Annotated in this window: 16 protein-coding genes; 10 read left to right on the top strand and 6 right to left on the bottom strand. The window is 76.2% G+C overall.

Annotation, left to right across the window (positions count from 1 at the left end; all coding sequences use genetic code 11):
* Positions 1-264 precede the first annotated feature (264 nt).
* The 6 genes from ACFYUY_RS28770 (at position 265) to ACFYUY_RS28795 (ending at position 8782) form a co-directional block, all read left to right on the top strand.
* Positions 265-2094 (top strand): hypothetical protein, encoded by a 1830-nt coding sequence (locus ACFYUY_RS28770; protein ID WP_360214142.1) that lies wholly within the window; start codon positions 265-267, stop codon positions 2092-2094.
* A gap of 121 nt (positions 2095-2215) precedes the next feature.
* Positions 2216-2617 carry a DUF5955 family protein gene (locus tag ACFYUY_RS28775; RefSeq protein WP_360214144.1) on the top strand — a complete coding sequence of 134 codons (402 nt, stop codon included), beginning with the start codon at positions 2216-2218 and terminating at the stop codon, positions 2615-2617.
* Positions 2618-2841: 224 nt separating this feature from the next.
* Positions 2842-4125 (top strand): CaiB/BaiF CoA transferase family protein, encoded by a 1284-nt coding sequence (locus ACFYUY_RS28780; protein WP_387904914.1) that lies wholly within the window; start codon positions 2842-2844, stop codon positions 4123-4125.
* Positions 4126-4127: 2 nt separating this feature from the next.
* The gene (locus ACFYUY_RS28785) at positions 4128-5270 is read left to right on the top strand and encodes an acyl-CoA dehydrogenase family protein (RefSeq protein ID WP_360214148.1); all 1143 of its coding nucleotides are present in this window, start codon (positions 4128-4130) and stop codon (positions 5268-5270) included.
* Between the two features lie 86 nt (positions 5271-5356).
* On the top strand, positions 5357-6571 hold the full coding sequence (locus ACFYUY_RS28790; protein WP_360214150.1) for an acetyl-CoA C-acetyltransferase: 1215 nt from the start codon (positions 5357-5359) through the stop codon (positions 6569-6571).
* A gap of 30 nt (positions 6572-6601) precedes the next feature.
* Positions 6602-8782 carry a 3-hydroxyacyl-CoA dehydrogenase NAD-binding domain-containing protein gene (locus ACFYUY_RS28795; RefSeq protein ID WP_387904917.1) on the top strand — a complete coding sequence of 727 codons (2181 nt, stop codon included), beginning with the start codon at positions 6602-6604 and terminating at the stop codon, positions 8780-8782.
* A gap of 83 nt (positions 8783-8865) precedes the next feature.
* Here ACFYUY_RS28795 and ACFYUY_RS28800 read toward each other — a convergent pair whose 3' ends face one another.
* From ACFYUY_RS28800 to ACFYUY_RS28815, 4 genes are all read right to left on the bottom strand, one after another.
* Positions 8866-9618, bottom strand: a complete 753-nt coding sequence (locus ACFYUY_RS28800; RefSeq protein ID WP_360214154.1) for a MerR family transcriptional regulator — start codon at positions 9616-9618, stop codon at positions 8866-8868.
* 202 nt (positions 9619-9820) lie between these two features.
* Positions 9821-10852: an isopenicillin N synthase family dioxygenase gene (locus ACFYUY_RS28805; protein WP_387904921.1), complete on the bottom strand. Its 1032-nt coding sequence runs from the start codon at positions 10850-10852 to the stop codon at positions 9821-9823.
* 424 nt (positions 10853-11276) lie between these two features.
* Positions 11277-12044 carry a MerR family transcriptional regulator gene (locus ACFYUY_RS28810; RefSeq protein ID WP_360214158.1) on the bottom strand — a complete coding sequence of 256 codons (768 nt, stop codon included), beginning with the start codon at positions 12042-12044 and terminating at the stop codon, positions 11277-11279.
* A gap of 244 nt (positions 12045-12288) precedes the next feature.
* Positions 12289-13548: an SUKH-4 family immunity protein gene (locus ACFYUY_RS28815; protein WP_360214160.1), complete on the bottom strand. Its 1260-nt coding sequence runs from the start codon at positions 13546-13548 to the stop codon at positions 12289-12291.
* A gap of 864 nt (positions 13549-14412) precedes the next feature.
* Between ACFYUY_RS28815 and ACFYUY_RS28820 the strand changes: the two genes are divergently transcribed.
* The 3 genes from ACFYUY_RS28820 to ACFYUY_RS28830 are packed head-to-tail and all read left to right on the top strand — an operon-like array spanning position 14413 to position 20206.
* Positions 14413-15150: a hypothetical protein gene (locus ACFYUY_RS28820; RefSeq protein ID WP_360214162.1), complete on the top strand. Its 738-nt coding sequence runs from the start codon at positions 14413-14415 to the stop codon at positions 15148-15150.
* Positions 15151-15155: 5 nt separating this feature from the next.
* Entirely contained in the window at positions 15156-16880 is a 1725-nt protein-coding gene (locus tag ACFYUY_RS28825) for a DNA polymerase Y family protein (protein ID WP_387904923.1), read from the top strand.
* A 56-nt stretch (positions 16881-16936) separates the two neighbouring features.
* On the top strand, positions 16937-20206 hold the full coding sequence (locus ACFYUY_RS28830; RefSeq protein ID WP_387904925.1) for an error-prone DNA polymerase: 3270 nt from the start codon (positions 16937-16939) through the stop codon (positions 20204-20206).
* A gap of 81 nt (positions 20207-20287) precedes the next feature.
* Here ACFYUY_RS28830 and ACFYUY_RS28835 read toward each other — a convergent pair whose 3' ends face one another.
* Positions 20288-21118, bottom strand: coding sequence for a TIGR03084 family metal-binding protein (locus ACFYUY_RS28835; protein ID WP_360214168.1), 831 nt, complete (start codon positions 21116-21118; stop codon positions 20288-20290).
* Between the two features lie 147 nt (positions 21119-21265).
* Between ACFYUY_RS28835 and ACFYUY_RS28840 the strand changes: the two genes are divergently transcribed.
* Positions 21266-22075, top strand: a complete 810-nt coding sequence (locus tag ACFYUY_RS28840) for a LuxR C-terminal-related transcriptional regulator (protein ID WP_387904928.1) — start codon at positions 21266-21268, stop codon at positions 22073-22075.
* A gap of 88 nt (positions 22076-22163) precedes the next feature.
* Here the strand turns inward: ACFYUY_RS28840 and ACFYUY_RS28845 are convergent, their stop codons facing one another.
* The gene (locus tag ACFYUY_RS28845) at positions 22164-23699 is read right to left on the bottom strand and encodes an AMP-binding protein (protein WP_360214172.1); all 1536 of its coding nucleotides are present in this window, start codon (positions 23697-23699) and stop codon (positions 22164-22166) included.
* Between the last annotated feature and the right edge of the window lie 24 nt (positions 23700-23723).

Here is a 23723-nt window from a genome sequence, read left to right on the forward strand (position 1 = left end):
CCGCCCGGGGGCGCCACGTCAACCCGGTGAAGGGTCGCCCTCCCCCTCCCGGGGGATCTTCCCGCGCGCCCCTCCTCCCGGCCCGGGGGAGGCTCGTTGATCCGCACGCGCACCGTACGAACCGCACGCGCACCGCAGGAACCCGCACGCGCGGCGCGCGCCCGTCGGCGCACCGTACGGGCCGGCGGGCGCAGCGCACCGCACCCGCACCCGCGCCGGCCGGCGCGGGTGCGGGGATCCGCAGTCGACGGGAGGGGACCCGCCATGACCGAGCCGTCCGCACCGGTACCGCCGCCCCGGCGGCCGCAGACACCCCCGCCGCCGCCCGGCGTCCCGGCGGTGGACCCGCTCCAGCAGCTCATCCAGGCCCAGACCGGGACGCCCCGCGGCGACGCCACCGCCTACCTGCGGGCGGGTGCCCACCTCGATCCGGCCTTCCGCGACGCGGTGATCGAGGAGCTGGCCGAGCACCCCTACCGGGTGCCGCCGCCGACCCCCGGGGTCGACCTGGTGGCGGTGCTCGCGGAGTGCTACGCCGCCCGGCGCCAAGCCGTCGCCCGGGCGGTGCTGGTCCTGCTGGCGGCGGCCGTGGTGCCGGTCCTCACGGTCTGCGCCGTCCTCGCCGTGGCGGAGGGCGGCCCGGCCGGGGCGCTCGACCCGCTGCTGCGGATCTGGCTGTTGCAGCTGGCCCTCCCGCTGGCGCTGGTCGCGGCCTGGCTGGTCCGGTCCGGGCGGCCCGGGCGCCGCCGGCTCGGCAACTGGCTGGCCGTCGGCTGGGCGCTGACCTCGGCCGCGGCCATCGGGTGGCCGTGGATCGCCGGACTGGTCGCGGTCTGGTTCGCGGTGGCCCTGGCCGGCCACCGGCGCCTCGAACTGACCCTGCACGACCTCGGAACCGGCCGCGCCGCCGCCCCCGAGGACCCGGACCCGGCCCACCAGGACCTCTACCGGCGGCTCGCCCGGCAGCAGGCCGACCCCGACGTGGTCTACAGCGACTACGCGCCCTTCGTCGGCGCCGGGATCGAGGTCGACCACTGGTCCTTCGCCGACGAGCTGGTGCCCGACCCGACGGCCGGCGACCCGGCCGACTTCTCGGCAGGTCCTTCGGTAGGCCCCTCGGCGGGCCCCTCGGCAGGTCCGGACGCCGCCCGGGCACCGCTGACCGCCCCGGCCGTCCACGCCCGGCTGCGCACCGAGCTCGCCCGGCTCGGTGCGGCGGGCGCCCCGGCCTACCCCGGCGACCGCCTGCACGGCATCGCCGTGGACGACCTGGTGTTCAAGAGCGGCAAGCGCCTCGGCCCGGCCGGCGACTGGTGCGGGCACGGCCCGGGCACCGCCTTCGCGGCCCTGGCGCCCTACGCGGCCCGCTGCGCCGCCGCCCTGAACCGCGGCCTGCGGGACCCGGCGGGCTGGTGGGTGGAGAGCGTCGACCTCGCGGCCGAGGAACGCCTGCGGCACTTCCTCGCGGTGCGGGTGTCCGGCTGGCACGAGGAGATCGTCGTCACCGTGTTCGTCCGGGCCCAACTCCAGGGCGGGCAGCTGTTCCTGGAGAGCCGGGCCTTCGTGCTCCCGCCGGTCGCCCGGGCCTACCACGCGATCGACACCGCCACCCCGGCCACCGGGGCGGCCGAGTGGACCGGTCTCGCCGCGGCGGCGCTGCTGTCGCTGCCCGCCCTGGTGGCGGGCTCGGCCGGGGTGGTGCGCCGCGCGGCCCGCAGCCGCCGGGCCGCCGTGCGCAACGCCGCCTGGTACGCGCGGATGTGCCGGGAGAACCGGCTGGTCGACCACGGGCCCGCGCTGTCCGTCCGGGAGCTGGGCGCGGAGCCCGCGTACCAGCAGCTGTTCCAGGAGATGGACGTCCAGCGGTACCTGAAGTGCGTCCGGGCCCGGATCGTGACGGCCGTCCAGGAGTGCCTGCGCGAGCACGGCTACCGGACGGAGGGGGCGCGGGCGCTCCAGAACGTGGTGGTCAACCACGGGGTGCAGGTGCACGGCGACGTGCACGGCGTGGTGCAGAGCGGGGAGTCAGCCGCCGCCTGGTACCAGCCGATCGCCACCCCCGCGCCGCGCGTCGGCAGCCCCCGGCCGGACTGAGCCCCGCCAGGGCCGGGCCCCGGCAGGACTGCGCCCCGGTGACACCGCGGGCCACCCCAGAGCGTTCCGGCCCGGGACGACCCCGGACCGGACCACCCGAAGAGCAGAGGAGTCGACCGAGATGGCGAACGCGTCCGACGGCGGGACCGGGATCAGCATCACCGGGAACGTCACCGGCATCGTGCAGAGCGGCGGCCACGCCCGCGCGGAGTACACCCACCAGCAGGGCGCCCCGGCCCCGGGCGAGGCGCCGGAACTGCGCGCCCTGCTCGACGCCGTGGAGGCGCTGCGGGCGCAGCTGCGGGCGCTCGCCCCGGGGGAGCTGCCGCCGGGTGCGGCGGACGTGGCCGGTGAGGCCCTCGCCGAGGTCGCCGACGCGGCGGGGGCCGGCGGGGCCGGGAGCGGGGCCGGGGCCGGGCGGATCAGGCGCGCGGTCTTCACCCTGACCGGTGCCCTGGGCGCCGCCACGGCGCTGACCGCGGCCCTGCAGGCCCTGACCGCGGCGGCCGCCCCCTGGTTCTAGGCCCGTCGGGTCCGGGCCGGTCGGTTCCGGGTCGGTCGCCTCGGCGTCGTCGTACCGTCGCCGCCTGGTCCCGGAGCGCGTCGCCGTACCGTCGCCGGACCACCGCCCCGGCGGTCACCCCGGCCGTCGCCCGGCCCGTCGGGGGGTCTTGTTACCGGCGGGTCGCTTCCCTATCATCGCGAGTGTTACAGCTTTACTGTCAAACCCCGAAGGGTCTGCAGCCAGTGCGTGACACGAGCACTCCGCCGGGCACCGGGACCGGTCCCTTGGCGGGGGTCAGGGTCGTCGAGCTCGCCGGGATCGGGCCGGGGCCGTTCGCGGCGATGCTGCTGGCGGACCTCGGCGCCGACGTCGTGCGGGTGGACCGGCCGGACCCGTCCCCGCTGGGGATCGACCCGGCCCGGGACGTCACCAACCGCAACAAGCGCTCGGTGCTGATCGACCTGAAGTCCCCGGAGGGCGCCGGCCGGGTGCTCGACCTGGTCGAACGGGCCGACCTGCTGATCGAGGGGTACCGCCCCGGCGTCGCCGAACGCCTCGGCGTCGGCCCGCACGCCTGCCTGGCCCGCAACCCCGCCCTGGTGTACGGGCGGATGACCGGCTGGGGGCAGCAGGGGCCGCGTGCCGCCGCGGCCGGCCACGACCTCGGGTACGCCGCCGTGGCCGGGGTGCTCGGGGTGGTCGCCGCGCCCGGCGGGCCGGACCAGCCGCCCGGCATCCCGGCCAACCTGCTGGGCGACTACGCCGGCGGCTCGCTCTACCTCGCCGTCGGCCTGCTCGCCGCCCTGCACCACGCCCGCGCCACCGGCGCCGGCCAGGTCGTGGACGCGGCGATCGTGGACGGCGCGGCGCACCTGTCGAGCATGCTCTGGGGCCTGCTCGCGGCCGGCCACTGGCAGGACCGCCGGGGGGTGAACCTGCTGGACGGCGGTGCGCCGTTCTACGCGGTCTACCGGGCGGCGGACGGCGGGTACCTGGCGGTGGGGGCGCTGGAGCCGCGGTTCTACGCCGAGTTCGCCCGGCTGCTGGAGCTCGGCCCGGACGCCCCCGGCCAGCACGACCCGGCCCGCTGGCCCGAACTGCGGGGCCTGATCGCCGCCCGCTTCGCCACCCGCACCAGGGCCGAGTGGGAGGCCGTCTTCGCGGGCTCCGACGCCTGTGTGGAGCCGGTGCTGACGATGCGTCAGTCGGCCGCGGACGCGCACCTGGTGGCCCGCGGCACCTATCTGGAGGTGGACGGGGTCACCCAGCCCGCCCCCGCCCCGCGGTTCTCCGCCACCCCGGGCGCGGTGCGCCGCCCGCCCGCCCGGCCGGGCGCCGACACCGCCGAGGTGGCGCGCGACTGGGCGGTGCCCTCGCTCCGTCCGACGGCAGCCGATGACGGGACCACGGCCCGCGACGCCGAGGCGGCGCGACCCGATGCCGGGGCCGTGGCGCCCGACGCCGGGGCCGCGGCAGCCGATTCCGGGACGGCGGCACCCGATTCCGAGACAGGACAGGGAGCGTAGCGTTGCAGCGCGAGATCTACACCGAGCAGCACGAGGACTTCCGGCAGGTCGTGCGGGCCTTCCTCGCCAAGGAGGTGCTGCCGCACTACGACCGCTGGGAGAAGGCCGGCATCGTCGACCGCTCCGCCTGGCTCGCGGCCGGCCGCCAGGGCCTGCTGGGCACGGCCGTGCCCGAGGAGTTCGGCGGCGGCGGCGCCGCGGACTTCCGCTACGCCGCCGTACTGGCCGAGGAGTTCGCCCGGGCCGGCGCCTCCGGGCTGGCGATCGGCCTGCACAACGACATCATCGGCCCCTACCTCACCTCGCTCGCCACCGAGGAGCAGAAGCGCCGCTGGCTGCCCGGGTTCTGCACCGGCGAGCTGATCACCGCGATCGCGATGACCGAACCCGGCACCGGGTCCGACCTGCAGGGCATCCGCACCCGCGCGGTCGACCAGGGCGACCACTACCTGCTCGACGGCGCGAAGACCTTCATCTCCAACGGCATCCTCGCCGACCTGGTGATCGTGGTCGCCCGCACCACCCCGGAGGGCGGCGCGCACGGGCTGAGCCTGCTGGTCGTCGAGCGCGGGATGCCGGGGTTCGAGCGCGGGCGCAACCTCGACAAGATCGGCCAGAAGGCCCAGGACACCGCAGAGCTGTTCTTCCAGGACGTCCGGGTGCCGAAGGAGAACCTGCTCGGCGAGCTGAACGGCGGCTTCGTCCACCTGATGCAGAACCTCGCCCAGGAGCGGCTGACCATCGCGGCCGCGGCGATCGCCGGGGCCGAGTACCTGGTGGAGATCACCACCGACCACGTCAAGCGGCGCGAGGCCTTCGGCCGCCCGCTCGCCAAGCTCCAGCACGTCCGCTTCGAGATCGCCGAGCTCGCCACCGAGTGCGCCGTCACCCGGGCCTTCGTCGACCGCTGCATCACCGAGCACAACCGTTACGCGCTCACCCCGGCGGACGCCTCGATGGCCAAGTGGTGGGCCACCGAGCTGCAGAAGCGCACCGCCGACCGCTGCCTCCAACTGCACGGCGGCTACGGCTACATGAGCGAGTTCCCGGTCGCCCGGGCGTTCACCGACGGCCGGATCCAGACCATCTACGGCGGCACCACCGAGATCATGAAGGAGATCGTCGGCCGCTCCATCCTCGGCTGAGCACCCGCCCCGAGCCCGAGCCCGAGCCCGGACCCGCCCGCCCCGGAAGCCACCCCCCGAAAGCTGCCCCCGAAAGGCTCTCCACCGTGACCACCGAAGCGTACGTCTACGACGCGATCCGCACCCCGCGCGGCCGGGGCAAGGCCACCGGCTCGCTGCACGGCACCAAGCCGATCGACCTCGTCGTCGGCCTCATCCACGAACTGCGCCGCCGGTTCCCCGACCTGGACCCGGCCGCGGTCGACGACATCGTGCTCGGCGTGGTCAGCCCGATCGGCGACCAGGGCTCGGACATCGCCCGGATCGCCGCCATCGCGGCCGGCCTGCCCGACACGGTGGCCGGCGTCCAGGAGAACCGCTTCTGCGCCTCCGGACTGGAGGCCGTCAACCTGGCCGCCGCCAAGGTCCGCTCGGGCTGGGAGGACCTCGTCCTGGCCGGCGGGGTGGAGTCGATGTCCCGGGTCAAGATGGGCTCCGACGGCGGCGCCTGGTTCGCCGACCCGATGACCTCCTACGAGACGAACTTCGTCCCGCAGGGCATCGGCGCCGACCTGATCGCCACCCTCGAGGGCCTCTCCCGCACCGACGTGGACGCCTTCGCCGCCGAGTCCCAGGCCCGCGCCGCCAAGGCCCAGGCGGACGGCCTGTTCGACCGCTCGGTCGTCCCGGTGCGCGACCGCAACGGCCTGGTCGTGCTGGAGCGCGACGAGTTCATCCGCCCCGGCACCACCGTGGAGACCCTGGCCGGCCTCAAGCCCTCCTTCGCCGCCATCGGCGAGGCCGGCGGATTCGACGCCGTCGCCCTGCAGAAGTACCACTGGGTGGAGGCCGTCGACCACGTCCACCACGCCGGCAACTCCTCCGGCATCGTCGACGGCGCCGCGCTCGTCGCCATCGGCAACCGCGAGGTCGGCGAGCGGTACGGGCTGCGCCCGCGGGCCCGGATCGTCTCCGCCGCCGTCTCCGGCTCCGAGCCCACCATCATGCTCACCGGCCCCGCCCCGGCCACCCGCAAGGCGCTCGCCAAGGCCGGGCTCACCGCCGCCGACATCGACCTGGTCGAGATCAACGAGGCCTTCGCGGCCGTCGCCCTGCGCTTCATCCGCGAACTCGGCTTCCGGCCCGACCAGGTCAACGTCAACGGCGGCGCCATCGCCCTCGGCCACCCGCTCGGCGCCACCGGCGCGATGCTGCTCGGCACGGTCGTCGACGAGCTGGAGCGGCGCGACCTCCGGTACGGCCTGATCACCCTGTGCGTGGGCGGCGGCATGGGCGTGGCCACCATCGTCGAGCGCGTCTGACCCCCTGGTAGACCTGGAGACCCTGAACTCATGAGCGACACCACCACCATCCGCTGGGAGCAGGACCAGGACGGCGTGGTCACCCTCGTCCTCGACGACCCCACCCAGTCCGTCAACACCATGAACGAGGCCTTCACCGCCGACTTCGACGCCGTCGTCGAGCGGCTGGCCGTGCTCGCCGGGGCGGGGGAGCTGCGCGGGGTGGTCGTCACCTCCGGCAAGCGGACCTTCTTCGCCGGGGGAGACCTGCGGATGCTCTCCGCCGCCCGCCCCGAGGACGCCGCCGCCGTCCTGGAGAAGTCCCTGCGGATCAAGCGCGCGCTGCGCAGGCTGGAGACCCTGGGCCGGCCCGTCGTCGCCGCCGTCAACGGCAGCGCGCTCGGCGGCGGCCTGGAGATCGCCCTCGCCTGCCACCACCGGATCGCCCTGGACACCCCGGCCAGCCGGCTCGGCCTGCCCGAGGTCACCCTCGGCCTGCTGCCCGGAGGCGGCGGCGTGGTCCGCACCGTGCGACTGTTCGGCATCACCGACGCCCTGCTGAAGTTCCTGCTGGAGGGCCGCCAGTACCGCCCGGCGCAGGCCCTGGAGCACGGGCTGGTCCACGAGCTCGTGGCCACCCCGGAGGAGCTCACCGCCCGGGCCCGGGCCTGGATCGAGGCCAACCCGACCGCCGTCCAGCCCTGGGACGTCAAGGGCTACCGGATCCCCGGCGGCACCCCGTCGACCCCGGCCTTCGCCGCCAACCTGCCCGCCTTCCCCGCCAATCTGCGCAAGCAGCTGAACGGCGCCCCCTACCCGGCCCCGCGCAACATCCTGGCCGCCGCCGTGGAGAGCGCCCAGGTCGACGTCGACACCGCGATGGTGGTCGAGGCCCGCTACTTCACCGAGCTGGCCTGCGGCCAGACCAGCAAGAACATGATCCAGGCGCTGTTCTTCGACATGCAGGCCGTCAACTCCGGTGCCGGGCGCCCCAAGGACGTCGAGAAGCGGACGGTCCGCCGGGTCGCCGTGCTCGGCGCCGGCATGATGGGTGCGGGCATCGCCTACACCTGCGCCAGGGCCGGCATCGAGGTCGTGCTCAAGGACGTGAGCCTGGAGGCCGCCGAGCGCGGCAAGGCCTACTCCGCCGGGCTGCTGGACAAGGCGATCGCCCGCGGCCGCTCCACCGAGGCCAAGCGCGACGCGCTGCTCGCCCGGATCACCCCCACCGCCGAACCCGCGGACCTGGCCGGCTGCGACGCGGTCATCGAGGCGGTCTTCGAGAACACCGAGCTCAAGCACAAGGTGTTCCGGGAGATCGAGGGCGTCGTCGCCCCCGACGCGCTGCTCTGCTCCAACACCTCCACGCTGCCGATCGGGGTGCTCGCCGAGGGCGTCGAGCGCACCGCCGACTTCATCGGCCTGCACTTCTTCTCCCCGGTCGACAAGATGCGCCTGGTCGAGATCATCCGCGGCCCGCAGACCGGTGACGAGGCGCTCGCCCGCGCCTTCGACCTGGTCCGGCAGATCGACCGCACCCCGATCGTGGTCAACGACTCGCGCGGCTTCTTCACCTCGCGGGTCATCGGGCAGTTCCTCAACGAGGGCGTCGCCATGATCGGCGAGGGCGTCCACCCGGCCAGCGTCGAGCAGGCCGCGGCGCAGGCCGGCTACCCGGCCAAGGTGCTCTCGCTGATGGACGAGCTCACCCTCACCCTGCCGCGCAAGATCCGCGACGAGTACCGGCGGGCCGTCGAGTCGACCGGCGGCAGCTGGACCCCTCACCCGGCGGACGCCGTGATCGACCGGATGGTCGACGAGTTCGGGCGCCCCGGGCGCAGCGGCGGCGCCGGCTTCTACGAGTACGGCGAGGACGGCGGCCGCGGGCGGCTCTGGCCCGGACTGCTGGAGCGCTTCTCCGGCGCGGGCGGGGCCGAGGTGCCCTTCGAGGACCTCAAGGAGCGGATGCTGTTCAGCGAGGCGCTGGACTCGGTGCGCTGCCTGGAGGAGGGCGTGCTGACCTCGGTGGCCGACGCCAACGTGGGCTCCATCCTCGGCATCGGCTTCCCGGCCTGGACCGGCGGCGTCTTCCAGTACGTCAACGGGTACCGGGGCGGCCCGGCCGGCTTCGCGGCCCGCGCCCGCGAACTCGCCGCCGCCTACGGCGAGCGGTTCGCGCCGCCGGCGCTGCTGGAGCGGATCGCGGCGGAGGGGCGCACCTTCACGGACTGACCGCCGCTCAGGCGAGGGACCGAGTGACCGTCGTTCCGCACCGGACCGAGTGACCGCAGGTTCCGCACCGGACCGAGTGACCGTCAGTCCCGCGCGGGCGGGGCCGTGCCCAGCACGGCCCCGCCCAGCTCCTCCCGCAACGACCGCTGGAACGCCGTGACCAGCGCCTGCGCCACCATCGGCTGGATGTGGTCCGTCAGCGCCTTCATCCGGGCCAGCTCCTCCGGAGCCGGCTCGCTCTCCCGGTACGGCTTCCACACCGTCTCCCGGAACAGCCGCTGCAACTCCCGGGCCGTCGCCCGGCTGTGCTCCAGCACCACCGCGCGGGCGGCCAGCAGCGTCTCCAGCGGGATCGGGACGTCCAGGATCCGCACCCCGAGTGGCAGCAGGCCCGGATCCACCCGGAACACCTCGGGATCGGCCGTGCGCTCCACGGCCCCCATCGCCGCCAGCCGGCCGACCTGTTCCTCCGACAGGCCGCGCCCGGCCCGCCGCTCCAGCTGCGCCCGGCCCAGCTCCTCCACCGCCTCCGGCGTCCAGGACGCCACCAGCGCCCGGTGGATCGCCAGGTCCAGCGGCGTGCTGTCCTCCGGCAGCTGCGCCAGGTACCGCTCGATCGCGGCCAGGGTGAGGCCCTGGCGCTGCAGTTCCTCGATCAGCCCCAGCCGGTCCAGGTGCGCCGGGCCGTACAGCCCGACCCGTCGCGGGCCCAGCTCCGGCGGCGGGAGCAGCCCCTTCGTCCCGTAGAACCGGACCGTCCGCACCGTCACCCCGGCCCGCGCCGCCAGCTCGTCCACCGTGAGCCGGACCACCCCGTCCTCCACGGCTTCCCCCATCCGTCGCCTCCTGCGCTGGCACACTTCCGCTGTGACAGCTGCAGTGTGACAGTGCAGGGCGTGCGGGTCCACCGCGTGCCGGTCCGGGCCCGCGCCGCCCCGCGTCCGCACACGGGTCCGCCCCCGGCGCGTGGTGGCGGCGGGGGCGGACGGGGCGCGGCGGACGGCCCACGGGGCCCGTCGGGGCCTGGCCCGTCGGGACCTAGCGGGACGAGGCCTCGGCGAGGTCGGCGTGGTGGCGGCGGGTGACCTCGGGATGGGCCCGGGTGTACCCCTTCCACTCGTTGAGGCCGAACTCGGCGAACAGCGGGTTCTCCGGGTCCTCGGTGGCGCCGGGGGCGTGGTGGGCGAGCGGGAAGTCCAGCGGCTCGATGTGGGCGTCCAGGCGCGGGTTGTAGAAGAACGGCACCGAGAACCGCTCGCGGGCGCCGGCCGGGCTGACCACCCGGTGGTTGGTGGCCTTGAGGTACCCGTCCGTGGCCACCTCCAGCAGCTCGCCGAGGTTGACCACGAAGGCGCCCTCCATCGGCGGGACCTCCAGGAAGGTGCCGTCCGGGCGCTCGACCTGGAGCCCGCCGACGGTGTCCTGGAGGAGCAGCGTGATGAAGCCGTAGTCCTTGTGGGCGCCGACGCCCTGGCCGGCGCCGTCCGGCGCGGTGCCGGGGTAGCGCACCAGCTTGAGCCGCAGGTGCGGGTGGCCGGCGAAGGCGGCGTCGTAGAAGTCGGGGCGGGCGCCGATCGCGGCGAGGAGTTCGTGCAGCAGGCGGCGGGCGACGTCGCCGAGGTGGTCGATCCAGCCGAGCGCGGCGGTGCGCAGCTCGGGCAGCGCGGCCGGCCACTGGTTGGGCCCCTCCAGCCACCAGTACGGGGGCTCGCCGGTGCCGGGCACGTGCGCGGGCAGCTCGGCGCCTATGTCCAGCTGGTCGCGCCAGTCCTGGCTGCCGCCGGTGCGCTCGTCGCCGGTGCGGGTGTAGCCGCGGTAGTGCGGGGAGTTGAGGTTGCTCACGGCGAGCCGGTCGGCCTCGGGGAGGGCGAAGAAGGCGCGCATCGCCGCGGTGAGCGAGGCCGTCTCCGCCGGGGTGATGCCGTGGCCGACGAGCTGGAAGAACCCGACGCCGGTGGCCGCGGCACGGAGTTCGTCGTGCAGGCGGCGACGGTCCTCGGGGCCGCCGTGGGCGAGCGAGAGGTCGATCACCGGGAGGGAGTCGGGTACGGGCGTGTGCTGCTGCGACATGTGTGACATCCGCTGGTCTCGTCCCGGCGGGGCCCGGTGATCGACCGGGGGCGGCCGGAGGAACCGCCTGGTGCGGCGGGTGCTCCGGGGGCCGGGAGGTGGTGGCGGCCACGTGGGGGCCGCCCTGAGGGTGGTTGGCGCGAGGTTCAGCTGGAGCGTCGACAGGACATGCTCGTCACGCGGAGCAGGTCCACGTGGCGACGACGAACAAGGATGAGCACGTCACCAGCCTAGATGACCCCCTCGTCGGCGAGCGAGCCCCCTGCCGCGGAGTGAGCCCTCTCACTTGTCGGTGGGCGATCAAAGGTCGTCCGGGTCCGTCCGCCCGCGCCCCCGGCGCCGTCCCCCCGCGCCCCCGGCACCACCCTCCCGGGTGCCCCGGTCGGCCCGCCCCGGACCCCCGTTCCGGGGCGGGCCCGCCGGATCAGCCCAGCCGCGCCGCCGCGTACGCCTCCATGGCGGCCCGCTGGTAGGCGGCCAGACCCGGGGCCACGGCCTCGTACACGGCCCGCCACTGGTCGTTCCCGGTGCAGGAGCGCGCGATCGCGAGGTACTCCCCGACCGGGACGCCGCGCAGGGCGGTGAGCTGCCGGTACTCGGCGTCGACGTGGCTCTGCACGGTCTCCGCGTCCGCCGGGTGGCCGGCGGTCATCAGCTCCGCGAGGCGGACCATCCGCGCCGTCCGCTCGCGCTGGCCGGCCTCCACCTCGGCCGGGCTCATCGCGGCGGTGGTGCGGCGGGCGGCCTCGGCGTGCTCGGGGAAGTCCCGCAGGCTCCGCTCGACGTCGGCGGGCTGGATGCCCTCGAACAGGTTCTCCGGTCGGTTGATGCTGGTCATGGGTGTGCCGTCCCTTCGGGAACGTTCCAGGTCGGCGATCGTGCGGGAGACGGTGGCGGCCAGGGCGGCCAGCCGGTCGCGCTCGGCGAGCAGCCGGCGCTGGTGGTCCCGGAGGGCCTCCAGCTCGTCCACCTGATCGCCCGTGATCCGGGCGATCTCGGTCAGGCCGACCCCCAGCGCGCGCAGCACGAGGATCTGCTGCAGCTGCAGCAACTGCCGCTCCTCGTAGTAGCGGTGGCCGTTGGAGCCGATCCGGGCCGGTGGCAGCAGCCCGATCTCGTCGTAGTGCCGCAGGGTCCGGGCGGTCACCCCGGACATCCGGGCGACCGCCGCGATCGGCCAGGCCGCTGCCATCCGTCTTCCCCCTCGTTCACGTCCGCTCGGACCGGGGCCGGTTCCTCCGGCCCTGGTCACGACCGTAGGAGCTGCCGTTGCGGCAACCGCAAGCCCTGACTCCGCCCGGATTCCGGCCGGTCTCCGCCTGCACCCCGTCGGGCGTCCCTCCGCACCCCGCCGGGCGTCCGCCTGCGCCGCCCCGCCCGGCGTCCGCCTGCGCCCCGCCCGGCCGCCGGGGCGTCCGGTGCGGGGCCCGCCCGGATCAGCCCAGCAGGCCGCCCAGGTGCGCGTCCTCGGCGAGCAGCCGCCACGAACGCCCCGGCGAGGCGAACGCCTCCGGGTCGACGGCCTCCACCAGACGGTCCACCACGGTGCTCAGCAGCGACTGCGGGTCGAACACCGCCCAGGTGTCCCGGCCCCGCCCGTAGTCCCAGCGGTCCCACTCCGCGCGCAGCCGTTCGCACGTCCACAGCGCGTAGAGCAGGGCGGACAGGTCGCGGTTGAGGTAGGCCTCCGGCTCGCCGTCGTCGTACCAGTCCGGCAGTTCGAGCCGGCCGGTGACGCCGTCCAGCGCGATCGTCAGATCCGTCGGCCAGTCCCCGAGCGCCAGGAACTCCCGCTGGTACGGGCGCTCCTCCTCGCCGTCGAAGTACTCCGGGTACGCCTCCGCCATCGTGACCAGCGGCTCGGCGCCCACCCCGAACATCGCCCCGCCGAGCGGCAGCCCGATCTCCGTCAGCAGCCGCCGGGTCGGCTCGTGCACCAGCCCGGCGGGCAGCTCCTCCGCGCGGAAGCGGTGCACCGCGCCCGCGCCGTCGTCCTGGTCCGTCAACGCGGCGAGATCGGCGACCAGCTCCGCGCCCACCTCGAACGCCGGCCCGCCCGGACCACCCGGCAGCGCACCCCAGCCCAGCGCCCGCACCAGCAGTGCCGTGCCCCAGTGCGCCGGCGCGGCGGCCCGCCCGAACAGCTCCGGGTCGGCCTCCCGCATCCGGCGCTCCGCCCCGGCCGTCACCTCGGCGACCACCGCCGGTCCGCGCCGCCCGTCCAGGGCGTCCGCCCGCCGGGCCGCCGCGGCGACCTCCTCGACCTCCCGCACCAGCCCGGCCAACGCGGGCAGGCCGGAGGCCAGCGGATCCCGCCGCACCTCCCCGTCGGCCGTGCCCTCCTCGCCCAGGAACACCTCGCCGGTCACCCCGTCCAGCAGCACCGGGCCGCCGGCCGCGGCGAACGGCGCGCAGTACTCCGTCTCCCCGAGGACGAACCACCGCTCCGACCCCGGCAGGGCCTCCAACGTGCCGTCACCGATCACCCCGAAGTCCAGGAACGCCCCCGAGGCCGGCAGCCCCTCCCGCACCAGGAACTCCCGGCTCCCCGCGTGCACCACCCCGTCCGGCAGCCCTGCCGCCGCGACCCGAACCTGCCCCACGTGCCACACCCTCCCCAACCCTGACCCCCAGACCCTAGGGTCTGCCTTCGAACCCGCGTCCACGGGGGGCGGGGCACGCACTCCCCGAGCCATCGGCCGGAAGGCACCCCCACCGCGCGGACTTCCTCTCCGCCCCTGCGGCGCACGCACCCCCAGGCCACCCCGCCCGCCCTCCGAGCGGACGACGGGGGTTCGACGACAGACCCTAGCCGCCCCGCCCGACACCGCCGCCGACGGAGCCCTTCCGGCGACGGCGCGGGCAGGAGGCGCCGGAAGCCCCGGGCGAGCCCCGCCCGCCCGGACGCCACCGGGTGGCCCCGTACGTCGTCGCGCCCGCGGCGGTGCCGGCGGCCGTGATCCCGTTGCGGCGTCAGGCCGGTGCACGCGGGCGGGGGATGCGAGGGGCGCGACGCGGCGGTGCCCGCCCGCCTCGCAGCCCGCTCCGGCGGAGGGTCGCCGGATGCCGCTGCTGGCGGGGTGGTGACTGTCGGTCACTCATCGCGCAGTCGTCGGCCGTTGAGGTCGTCGTCCGGTGGGGGTGGGTTGTTCGGGGGCGTGGCGCTCACTCGCCCGGTGCGGCCTCCCGGCCCGCCTGCCGTGGCTGTCCGGCGATGAGTGCCGGCTCCGGGCGGGGCGGCGGCTCCCGACCCGGCGAGACCTCCGGCGGCTGGCTTCCCCGCCGGGCGCCGCCTGCCGTCCGCCGTTCGGCGGATGCCTCCGGTGGTGGCGACCGGCCTGTTCCGGATCGGCTTCGCGCCCGTCCGCGGCCGACGGCGGGGCGTGTCGCCCGCAGCCGCAGGGCCTCTGGGGTCGCCGACCGTCCGACTGTCACGGAGTGTGACGGGTGGGGTGGCCTGGTCGGACTTGAATCTTTGCGAACGAATGTTCGATCCTGGGGGTGTGCCCGTAATCGAATCTGTTTTCGAATCTGCTGCCGAGCGGCCGACGCTCCGGCCGGTGGCGTCGACCGCCGTGCCGGGGGACGGGCCGGCCGGCCGCGGGCTGCTCCCGGTGCCGCCCGCGCTGCGCGAGGTGCTGCCGGACGGCGGGCTGCGCAGGGGTGCGGCGGTGTCGGTGGCGGGCGGGGACACCGGGCTGCTGCTGGCGCTGGCGGCCGGGGTGAAGGAGACGGAGGGCGGCTGGGCCGCGGCCGTCGGCCTGCCGGAGCTGGGCCTGGCCGCGGCCGAGGGGTACGGGCTGGACCTGCGGCGGCTGCTGGTCGCCGACGACCCGGGGCCGCACTGGGCCGAGGTGGTCTCGGTGCTGGCCGGTGCGGTCGAGCTGGTCATGCTGCGCCCGGACGGCCCGGTGGCGCCGAAGCTGGCCGCCCGGCTGGCGGCGGTGCTGCGGCGCAGCGGGTGCGTGCTGCTGGTGGCCGGGCCCTGGCCGGGGGCGGTGCTGCGGCTGGGGGTGCGGTCCGGGCGCTGGTTCGGGCTGGGGGACGGCTACGGGCAGCTCGCCGGCCGACAGGTCGAGGTGGTGGCCGAGGGGCGCGGTTCGGCGGTGCGCGGGCGGACCGCCCGGCTCTGGCTGCCGGACGAGCACGGCGCGGTGCGGCCGGTCCGGGAACCGCAGGCCCTGGAGCACCCGGTCCTGGACCACCTCGCCCCGGACCGTCCGGTCACGGCACATCCGGTCACGGCAGGCCCGCGCGCGACCGGGCCGCGGCCGCTCGAGCAGGCGGCGGTGGTGTGAACGGCATGAGCAGCACGAGCGGCACGAGCGGCACGAGCGGCACGAACAGCACGAGCGGCGCGCGCGGCACGACGGAGGACGCCGACCGGACGCCGCGGGTGCTGGTGGTCTGGTGCCCGGACTGGCCGGTGGTGGCGGTGACCGGTGACGACCCGGTGGCCGTGACCGAGGGCGGGCGGATCCTCGCCTGTTCGGCCGGGGCCCGGGCGGCCGGGGTCCGGCAGGGGCAGCGGCTCAAGCTGGCCCAGCGGCTCTGCCCGGCGCTGGAACTGCGCGACCGTGACCCGGAGGCGGAGACCCGCCGCTTCGAGCCGGTGGTCGCGGCGGTGGAGGCGTTCACGCCCCGGGTGGAGGTGATCCGCCCCGGTCTGTGCGCGATCCCGGTGAAGGGGCCGGGTCGCTACTTCGGCGGTGAGGAGGCGCTGGCGGCCAAGGTCGGGACGGCGGTCGCGGAGGCGCTGGCGCGGCGGCCGGTCCCGGACGCCGTCCCCGGCGCGGAGCCCGTACCCGAGCCCGCCCCGACCTCTACCGCCCCGGAACCCGCCGCGGAGCCCCCTACCGCCCCGGAACCCGCCCCGGAGCCCCCGACCGCCCACGTCGGCGTGGCCGACGGCCTGTTCGCCGCCGTGCTCGCCGCCCGGGCCGGGGTGCTGGTGCCGCAGGGGCGGACCGCCGAGTTCCTCGCGCCCTACCCGGTGGGTGCGCTCGGCGACGAGGCGTTGGCGGAGCTGCTGGGGCGGCTCGGCCTGCCGACCGTCGGGGCGTTCGCGGCGCTGCCGCCCGAGGCGGTCGCGGACCGGTTCGGCCCGGTCGGGACGGTCGCGCACCGGCTGGCCCGCGGTCTGCAGCCGCGCCCGCTGGTGCCGCGCGACCAGGAGCCGGACCTCGCCGTCGAGCAGCGCTTCGACCCGCCCGAGCCGCTGGCCGAGCCCCTGGTGTTCGTGGCCCGCACGCTGGCGGAGCGCCTGCACCAGCGGCTGGCGGGGGCCGGGCTGACCTGTCGGCGGGTGGCCGTCGAGGTGGTCTGCGCGGACGGGCGGGCGGCCTCGCGGCTGTGGCGGCACGAGGGGCGGCTGTCGGCGACGGCGCTGGCCGAGCGGGTCCGCTGGCAGCTCCAGGCCTGGCAGAGCGCGGGCACCTTCGCGGCGTCGGTGTCCGGGGAGGGCGGCGGCTTCACCCTGCTCCGGCTGGCCCCGGACGGCCTCTCCCCGGACCAGGGGCGCCAGTTGGCGCTGTGGGGGCAGGCGGTCGCGGACGACCGGGTCGAGCGGGCGGTGGCCCGGGTGCAGGCGGTGCTCGGGCACGCCGGGCTGCGCCGGATCGAGCCGTCGGGCGGCCGGGGCCCGGGTGAGCAGGCGGTGAAGGTGCCGTGGGGCGAGCCGTACGAGGCGGCGGCGCCGGCCGACGCGCCGTGGCCGGGGCGGCTGCCGGACGTGTGGCCGGCGGTGGTGCTGCGTGATCCGGCGCCGGTGCGGGTGCTGGACGGGGCCGGGCTGCCGGTGACGGTGGACGGCCGGGCGGGGGTGTCGGCCCGGCCGGTGCTGGTGGTGTTCCAGGGGCGGGAGGAGCGGGTGGAGGGCTGGACCGGGCCCTGGCCGGCGGTCGAGTACTGGTGGGACCAGGCGCTCGCCCGTCGCCGGGCGCGGTTCCAGGTGGTGGTGGGTGGCGGCCGGGCGCTGCTGCTCACCGTGGAGGGGGGTGCGTGGTACCTGGAGGCCGGTTACGACTGACCGGAGGCCGGGCCCTGGGGGGGATCCGAGCACGAGAACGACGAAGGCGACTCCCGATGGGCTTCACCAGCCACCCCACCGTCCCCTGGAGCGAGCTGCACCGCCGCCTGGCCGGCGCGGCGCCGGACCGCACGGTCGTCCCCCTGCGCCGCCCCGCCCGGCAGGACGCCGCCCCCGAGGGCCCGGGACACCCCGGCGGCCCGGGGCGCCCCGGAGGTTCCGGCGACGGCCCCGGCGCCCCCGCCGACGAGCCCTGGGCCGAGCTGCACGTCCACTCCGCCTTCAGCTTCCTGGACGGCGCCAGCGACCCGGAGGACCTGGTCGCCGAGGCGGCCCGGCTGGGGGTGGAGACCCTGGCGATCACCGACCACGACGGCCTGTACGGTGCGGTCCGGCTGGCCGGGGCGGCCCGCGGCACGGGCGTGGCCACCGCGTTCGGCGCCGAGCTGACGATCCGTCACGACGGTGCCGGGGACGAGCACCTGCTGGTGCTGGCCCGCGACCCGGACGGCTACCGCCGGCTCTCCGCCGCGATCGCCGCCGCCCAGCTGGCGGGCGGGGCGAAGGGCCGCCCGGCGTACGACCTGGCGGCGCTGGCCGGGGCGCACGGCGGCCACTGGGCGGTGCTCACCGGCTGCCGGCTCGGCCGGGTCCCGGCCGGGCTCGGGGACGGCACCGCCGGGCGGCGGCTGGACACCCTGGTGGAGGCGTTCGGCCGCGACAGCGTCCACGTCGAGCTGATCGACCAGTGGCTGCCCGGTGACGACCGGCGCAACGACGCCCTCGCCGCGCTCGCCGCCGAGCACGGCCTGACCGCCGTCGCCTCCACCAACGCCCACCACGCGGGCCCCGCCCAGGGCCGGCTCGCGCAGAGCCTGGCCGCGCTGCGCGGACGCCGCACCCTGCAGGACGCGGCCGGCTGGACGCGGGCCGCCGGCACCGCGCACCTGCGCTCCGGCCGCGAGATGGCGGCCCGGCTGGCCCGCTTCCCGGGGGTGCGGCGGGCCACCGCCGAACTGGGCCGCGCCTGCGCCTTCGACTTCGCCCGGCTGGACCCCGAGCTCCCGGGCTTCCCCGTCCCGGCGGGCGAGACCGAGATCGGCCACCTGCGGGCCCTGGTCGCCGCCGGCGGCCCGGCGCGCTTCGGGCCCGGCAACGCGGCCGCCCGGCGCCAGCTCGCCAAGGAGCTGGACGTCATCGAGGACCTCGACCTGGCCGGCTACTTCCTGATCGTGCACGACATCGTCGACTTCTGCCGCCGGGAGGACATCTGGTGCCAGGGCCGCGGCTCGGCGGCCAACTCGGCGGTCTGCTACGCGCTGGGGATCACCGCCGTCGACCCGGTCCACTACCGGCTGCTGTTCGAGCGCTTCCTGTCCACCGCGCGGGACGGGCCGCCCGACATCGACCTGGACATCGAGAACCGCCGCCGCGAGGAGGTCATCCAGTACGTCTACCGCCGTTACGGCCGCGAGCACGCCGCGCAGGTCGCCAACGTGATCACCTACCGGCCGCGGCTGGCGATCCGCGACGCGGCCCGGGTGCTCGGCTACCCGCAGGGCCAGGTGGACGCGTTCAGCCGGCAGACCGACTTCCGCTCCGCGCCCGGGGCGGACGCCGTGATCCCCGCCGACGTGCTCGCGCTCGCCGCCCAACTCCACGGCCTGCCGCGGCACCTGGGCATCCACTCGGGCGGCATGGTGCTCACCAGGGAGCCGATCGGCGAGATCTGCCCGACCGAGTGGGCCCGGATGCCCGGGCGTTCGGTGCTGCAGTGGGACAAGGAGTCCACCGCCGGCGCCGGGCTGGTGAAGATCGACCTGCTCGGCCTCGGCATGCTCGCGGCGCTGCACGACGCCTGCGACCTGGTCGCCGAGCACCACGGCCTGCGCTACGACCTGGCCGGCATCCCGGACGACGACCCGGGCGTGTACGCGATGCTGCGCCGGGCGGACACCGTCGGGGTGTTCCAGGTCGAGTCGCGGGCGCAGATGGCGACGCTGCCCCGGCTCAAGCCGGACCACTTCTACGACCTGGTGGTCGAGGTGGCGCTGATCCGGCCCGGGCCGATCCAGGGCGGCTCCGTCCACCCGTACCTGCGCCGCCGCGCCGGGGCCGAGCCGCCCGGCTGCCCGCACCCGCTGATGGAGAACGCGCTCGGCAAGACCCTCGGGGTGCCGCTGTTCCAGGAGCAGATGATGCAACTGGCCATCGACTGCGCGGGGTTCACCCCTCCCGAGGCCGACCGGCTGCGGCAGGCGATGGGTGCCAAGCGCTCGCACGAGCGGGTCGCCGAACTGCGCGAGAGGCTGCTCACCGGGATGGCCGAGCGCGGCATCCCGCCGGAGGTGGCCGAGGACGTCTACGGCAAGATCGAGGCGTTCTCCAACTACGGCTTCCCGGAGAGCCACGCGATCAGCTTCGCCTACCTGGTGTACGCCAGCGCCTGGCTCAAGTACCACTTCCCGGCGGCCTTCGCGTGCGCGCTGCTGGCCAACCAGCCGATGGGCTTCTACTCGCCGCTCAGCCTGGTCTCGGACGCGCGGCGGCACGGCGTGCGGGTGCGCGGGGTGGACGTCAACGCCAGCGGGCCGCGGCCCACCCTGGAGCCGTACCGGGGGCCGACCCCGAAGCCGCCGCTGACCGCGGGCCGCCCGCAGCCGGCGATCCGGCTCGGCCTGGAGACGGTGCGCGGCATCGGCACCCCGCAGGCCGAGGCGATCGCGGCCGGGCGGCCGTACGCCGACCTGGAGGACTTCGCCCGTCGCACCGCCCTGCCCGCGCCGGTCCTGGAGGCGCTGGCGACGACGGGGGCCTTCGACTGCTTCGGTCTGACGCGCCGTCAGGCGCTCTGGTCGGCAGGGGCGTTCGCCGGAATATCGGACGGGGTGATCCCCGGCACCACGCCCGGCACCGAGGCACCGGAGCTGCCCGAGCTGAGCCCGGTCGAGGCGACCATCGCCGACCTGTGGGCCACCGGCACCTCCGCCACCAGCCACCCGCTCCAGCACCTGCGCACCCACCTGGAGCGCGGCGGCGCCCTGTCCGCCGCCCAGCTCCCGGACGTGCCGCCGGGGACGGCGGTGGTGGTCGGCGGCCTGGTCACCCACCGGCAGCGGCCGCCGACGGCCGGCGGGGTGCTCTTCCTCAGCCTGGAGGACGAGACCGGCCTGATCAACGTGATCTGCAACCGCCCGGTCTGGGAGTCCCAGCGCCGCACCGCCCTGGACCGGGCCGGCCTGCTGGTGCACGGCCACGTCGAGCGCGACCGCGGCGCCACCAACCTGATCGCGACCCGCCTCACCCCGCTGCGGATCGGCCTCTGAGGCCTGCGCCCTCCGAGGCCTGCGCCGAAGCCCGCCCCCGACGCGTTCGCCGGGGGTGGGCGGGCCGCCCCGCCGAACGCGTCAGGCGCCCGCGTCCCGTCCCTTCCCCGGCGCCCCGGCGAAGGCCTGGGCGATCGGCAGCCAGGCGGTGGCGACCGGGCCGGTGGCGGTGAGGGCGAGGTCGTCGCGGTGGCGGCGCTGGGTCACCAGCAGGCAGAAGTCCAGTGCGGGACCGGCCACCAGGTCCGTCGCCCCGGCCGGGCCGAAGGTCCACGACCCGCCGTCGGGGGCGGTCAGTTCGAGGCGCACCGGCTGCTCCGGCACGGGCAGTCCGCGCAGCTGGAAGGCGAAGCCGAGGGTGCGCAGCCCCAGGTGGGCGATGTGCCGCAGCCGGTCGGTCGGCTCCCGCACCACCCCCAGCGCGTCGGCGACGTCCTGGCCGTGCGCCCAGGTCTCCATCAGTCGCGCGGTGGCCATCGAGGCGGGCTTCATCGGCGGGCCGAACCAGGGCAGCCGCTGGTCGGCCGGGGCGGCGGCCAGCGCGGCCAGCGCCGCCTCCCGGCCGGCCCGCCAGCGGGCCAGCAGGGCCGCCGGTGCGGCCGCCGCCCCCTCCGCGGCACCGGCCTCCACCGGATCGGTGCCGGCGTCCAGCAGCGCGCCGAAGTGCTCGCCGAGCGCCGTGCCGAAGCCCTCCGCGTCGCGGGCGGCGAGGGCGGTCCAGTCGTCGGTCCAGGCCAGGTGGGCGATCTGGTGCGCGACGGTCCAGCCCTCGGCGGGGGTCGGGCGGGCCCAGCCGTCCGCGGGCAGGTCGGCGACCAGGGCGTCCAGCACCGCGCTCTCGGCCCGCAGGTCGTCGAGCAGCCCGGTCAGGACGTCCGCCGCGGGCGGTGTCGGGGCGTTCGGATCCGTCATCGGTTCCCTTCCTCCGGTCCCGGCGCATTACCCGCCGGTAATCCACGGCCGCACCCTACGCCGGGCCCGGCCGGCCCGCCCGGAACTCCGCGGAACCCGCACGTCGGACCTCTCGCCAGCGGCCGTGGCGCGTGTGACAATCTCGCGGTGAAGACGGACCCCAGGGCCGCGGACACCCCCAGGCCGACGCCCGCGGACGACCCCGGGATCGGCGCGCGCGCCGCCGAGTTGGTGCGGGACGCGGTGCTGGGCGACCTCGCCCGCCGGGTGGTGGCGCAGTGCGGGGCGGACGTCGGCCTGGTGGGCGTGCCCGAGCCGCTGCCGGTGGCGGTGCCCGGGCACCGCGCGGGCGAGGACGGCCTGGTGCTGCGGCACTGGGCGGGCACCCGGGCGGACCTGCTGCACGACCGTCCCGTCCCGACCGGCACCGGCCTGGGCGGGCGGGCGCTGGCCGAGCGGGCACCCAGCTGGGTGCCCGACTACCGTGCCGCCACCACGATCTCGCACCACCACGACGCCGCCGTCAGTGCCGAGGGCCTGTACGCGATGCTCACCGTGCCGCTGCTGCACGGCGGCACCGTGTACGGCGTGGTGTACGCCTCGCTGCGCGCCGTCGTCCCGTTCGGGGACGTCCGGATCGCGGCCGTCGGCCGGCTCGCGGCGACCGCCACCCGGGCGCTCGCCGGCGCCGCGGCCTGGGGCCGCCCGGAGTCCGCACGGCCGGGCGCCGGGCCGGCAGGCTCCGGACGGACCGCCCCCGTACGGCCGTTGACCCCGCGCGAGCACGAGGTGCTGCGCTGGGCGGCGACCGGCCGGACCAACCCGGAGATCGCCGCCCGGCTTGGGCTGACCTGCAACACCGTGACGGGCTACCTGAAGTCCGCCATGCACAAGCTGGGGGTCCGCAACCGGACCGAACTCGCCGTGGCGGCCCGGGAGTCCGGCCTGGTCGACTGACCGGAGCCGGTCGGCCGACCCGCCCCCTGTGCCGGGTCGGCCGACCCGCGGTCCGCGCCGGCCCGGTCGACCCGCCGTCCGCGCCGGGTCAGTTGACCTGCCGTCCGCGCCCCGACCAGTACGGCTCGCGCAGCCGGAACTTCTGCAGCTTGCCGGTGGCCGTGCGCGGGAGGGCCTCCCGGAACTCCACCGAGGTGGGGGACTTGTAGCCGGCGAGCCGCTGCTTGCAGTGCGCGATCAGCTCGGCCTCGGTGACGGCCTCCCGGCCCTCCCGGAGCACCACCAGTGCCTTGACGGTCTCGCCCCACTTCTCGTCCGGCACGCCGATCACCGCGGCCTCGGCGACCGCCGGGTGGCTGTACAGGCAGTCCTCGACCTCGATCGAGGAGACGTTCTCCCCGCCGCTGATGATGACGTCCTTCTTCCGGTCCGAGATGGTCAGCTGGCCGTCGGTGAGGGTTCCGCCGTCACCGGTGTGGAACCATCCGTCCCGGAGCGCCTCGGCGGTGGCCTCGGGCTGCTGCCAGTAGCCGTCCAGCACGGTGTTGGAGCGCACCAGCACCTCGCCGGACGGGTCCACCCGCAGCCGGGTGCCGATCGCCGGCGCGCCGGCCTGCACCAGCCGCTCGGCCCGCTCGGCGGCGGGCAGGGCGTCCCACTCGGCGCGCGAGCGGTTGACGGTGACCACGGGGGAGGTCTCGGTCAGGCCGTAGAGCTGCATGAACTCCCAGCCCAGCTGCTCCTCGACCTGCTGCACCACGGAGGTCGGCGGCGGCGCGCCGGCCACGATCATCCGCACCCGGTCGCGGCCGGGCACCGGGCCGTCCCAGTCGGCGGCCGCGTCCAGCACCATCTGGACGACGGCGGGCGCCCCGGACAGGAAGGTCACCCCGTGCCGCTCGACCCGGCGCAGGATCTCCGCGCCGTCCACCTTGCGCAGCACGATGTGCCGGGCACCGAGCCCGGTGAGCGAGAACGGCAGCCCCCAGCCGTTGGCGTGGAACATCGGCAGGGTGTGCAGGTAGACGTCCCGGTCGCTCGCGCCGTAGTGCAGGCCCATCAGCACCGCGTTCAGCCAGATGTTGCGGTGGGTGAGCTGGACGCCCTTGGGGCGGGCGGTGGTTCCGCTGGTGTAGTTGATCGTGGCGGTGTCGTTCTCGGAGAGCTCGTACCGCCGGGGGGCGTGGTCGAAGTCGTACAGCAGGGCGTCGCTGTCCGCGCCGAGCGTGAAGGTGTGCTTGGCCGTCACCCCGTGCAGGGAGTCGGCGAGTTCCGGGTCGACCAGCAGGACGGACGCGCCGCTCTGCTCGACGATGTACGCCACCTCCTCGGCGCGCAGCCGGAAGTTCACCGGCACCAGCACCCGCCCGTGGCCGCTCACCCCGAACAGGGCGGTCATCAGCCGGGCCGAGTTGTGCGACACGACGGCGACCCGCTCGCCGGGCCCGACGCCCAGCCGGTCCAGCCCGGCCGCCTGCGCCCGGGCCAGTTCGGCGACCCGGCGGTAGCTCAGCTCGCCCCAGGATTCGGCCGGCTGCACCGGCTCGTCGACGATGCCGACCCGGTCGCCGTAGACCAGCTCGGCCCGGTCGAGGAAGTCCATCACGGAGAGTGGAATCTGCATGCGCCCACTGTCCTCCCCGGGCCG

The organism is Kitasatospora sp. NPDC004745 (assembly GCF_042873275.1).
Classification (GTDB): domain Bacteria; phylum Actinomycetota; class Actinomycetes; order Streptomycetales; family Streptomycetaceae; genus Kitasatospora.

What these genes read in the sequence shown, in the direction of transcription:
- ACFYUY_RS28800 (WP_360214154.1), bottom strand. Translation starts at nt 9,618, where the DNA reads ATGGGGGAAGCCGTGGAGGACGGGGTGGTCCGGCTCACGGTGGACGAG.
- ACFYUY_RS28845 (WP_360214172.1), bottom strand. Translation starts at nt 23,699, where the DNA reads ATGCAGATTCCACTCTCCGTGATGGACTTCCTCGACCGGGCCGAGCTG.
- ACFYUY_RS28795 (WP_387904917.1), top strand. Translation starts at nt 6,602, where the DNA reads ATGAGCGACACCACCACCATCCGCTGGGAGCAGGACCAGGACGGCGTG.
- ACFYUY_RS28830 (WP_387904925.1), top strand. Translation starts at nt 16,937, where the DNA reads ATGGGCTTCACCAGCCACCCCACCGTCCCCTGGAGCGAGCTGCACCGC.
- ACFYUY_RS28810 (WP_360214158.1), bottom strand. Translation starts at nt 12,044, where the DNA reads ATGGCAGCGGCCTGGCCGATCGCGGCGGTCGCCCGGATGTCCGGGGTG.
- ACFYUY_RS28770 (WP_360214142.1), top strand. Translation starts at nt 265, where the DNA reads ATGACCGAGCCGTCCGCACCGGTACCGCCGCCCCGGCGGCCGCAGACA.
- ACFYUY_RS28775 (WP_360214144.1), top strand. Translation starts at nt 2,216, where the DNA reads ATGGCGAACGCGTCCGACGGCGGGACCGGGATCAGCATCACCGGGAAC.
- ACFYUY_RS28825 (WP_387904923.1), top strand. Translation starts at nt 15,156, where the DNA reads ATGAGCAGCACGAGCGGCACGAGCGGCACGAGCGGCACGAACAGCACG.
- ACFYUY_RS28815 (WP_360214160.1), bottom strand. Translation starts at nt 13,548, where the DNA reads ATGGCTCGGGGAGTGCGTGCCCCGCCCCCCGTGGACGCGGGTTCGAAG.
- ACFYUY_RS28835 (WP_360214168.1), bottom strand. Translation starts at nt 21,118, where the DNA reads ATGACGGATCCGAACGCCCCGACACCGCCCGCGGCGGACGTCCTGACC.
- ACFYUY_RS28805 (WP_387904921.1), bottom strand. Translation starts at nt 10,852, where the DNA reads ATGTCGCAGCAGCACACGCCCGTACCCGACTCCCTCCCGGTGATCGAC.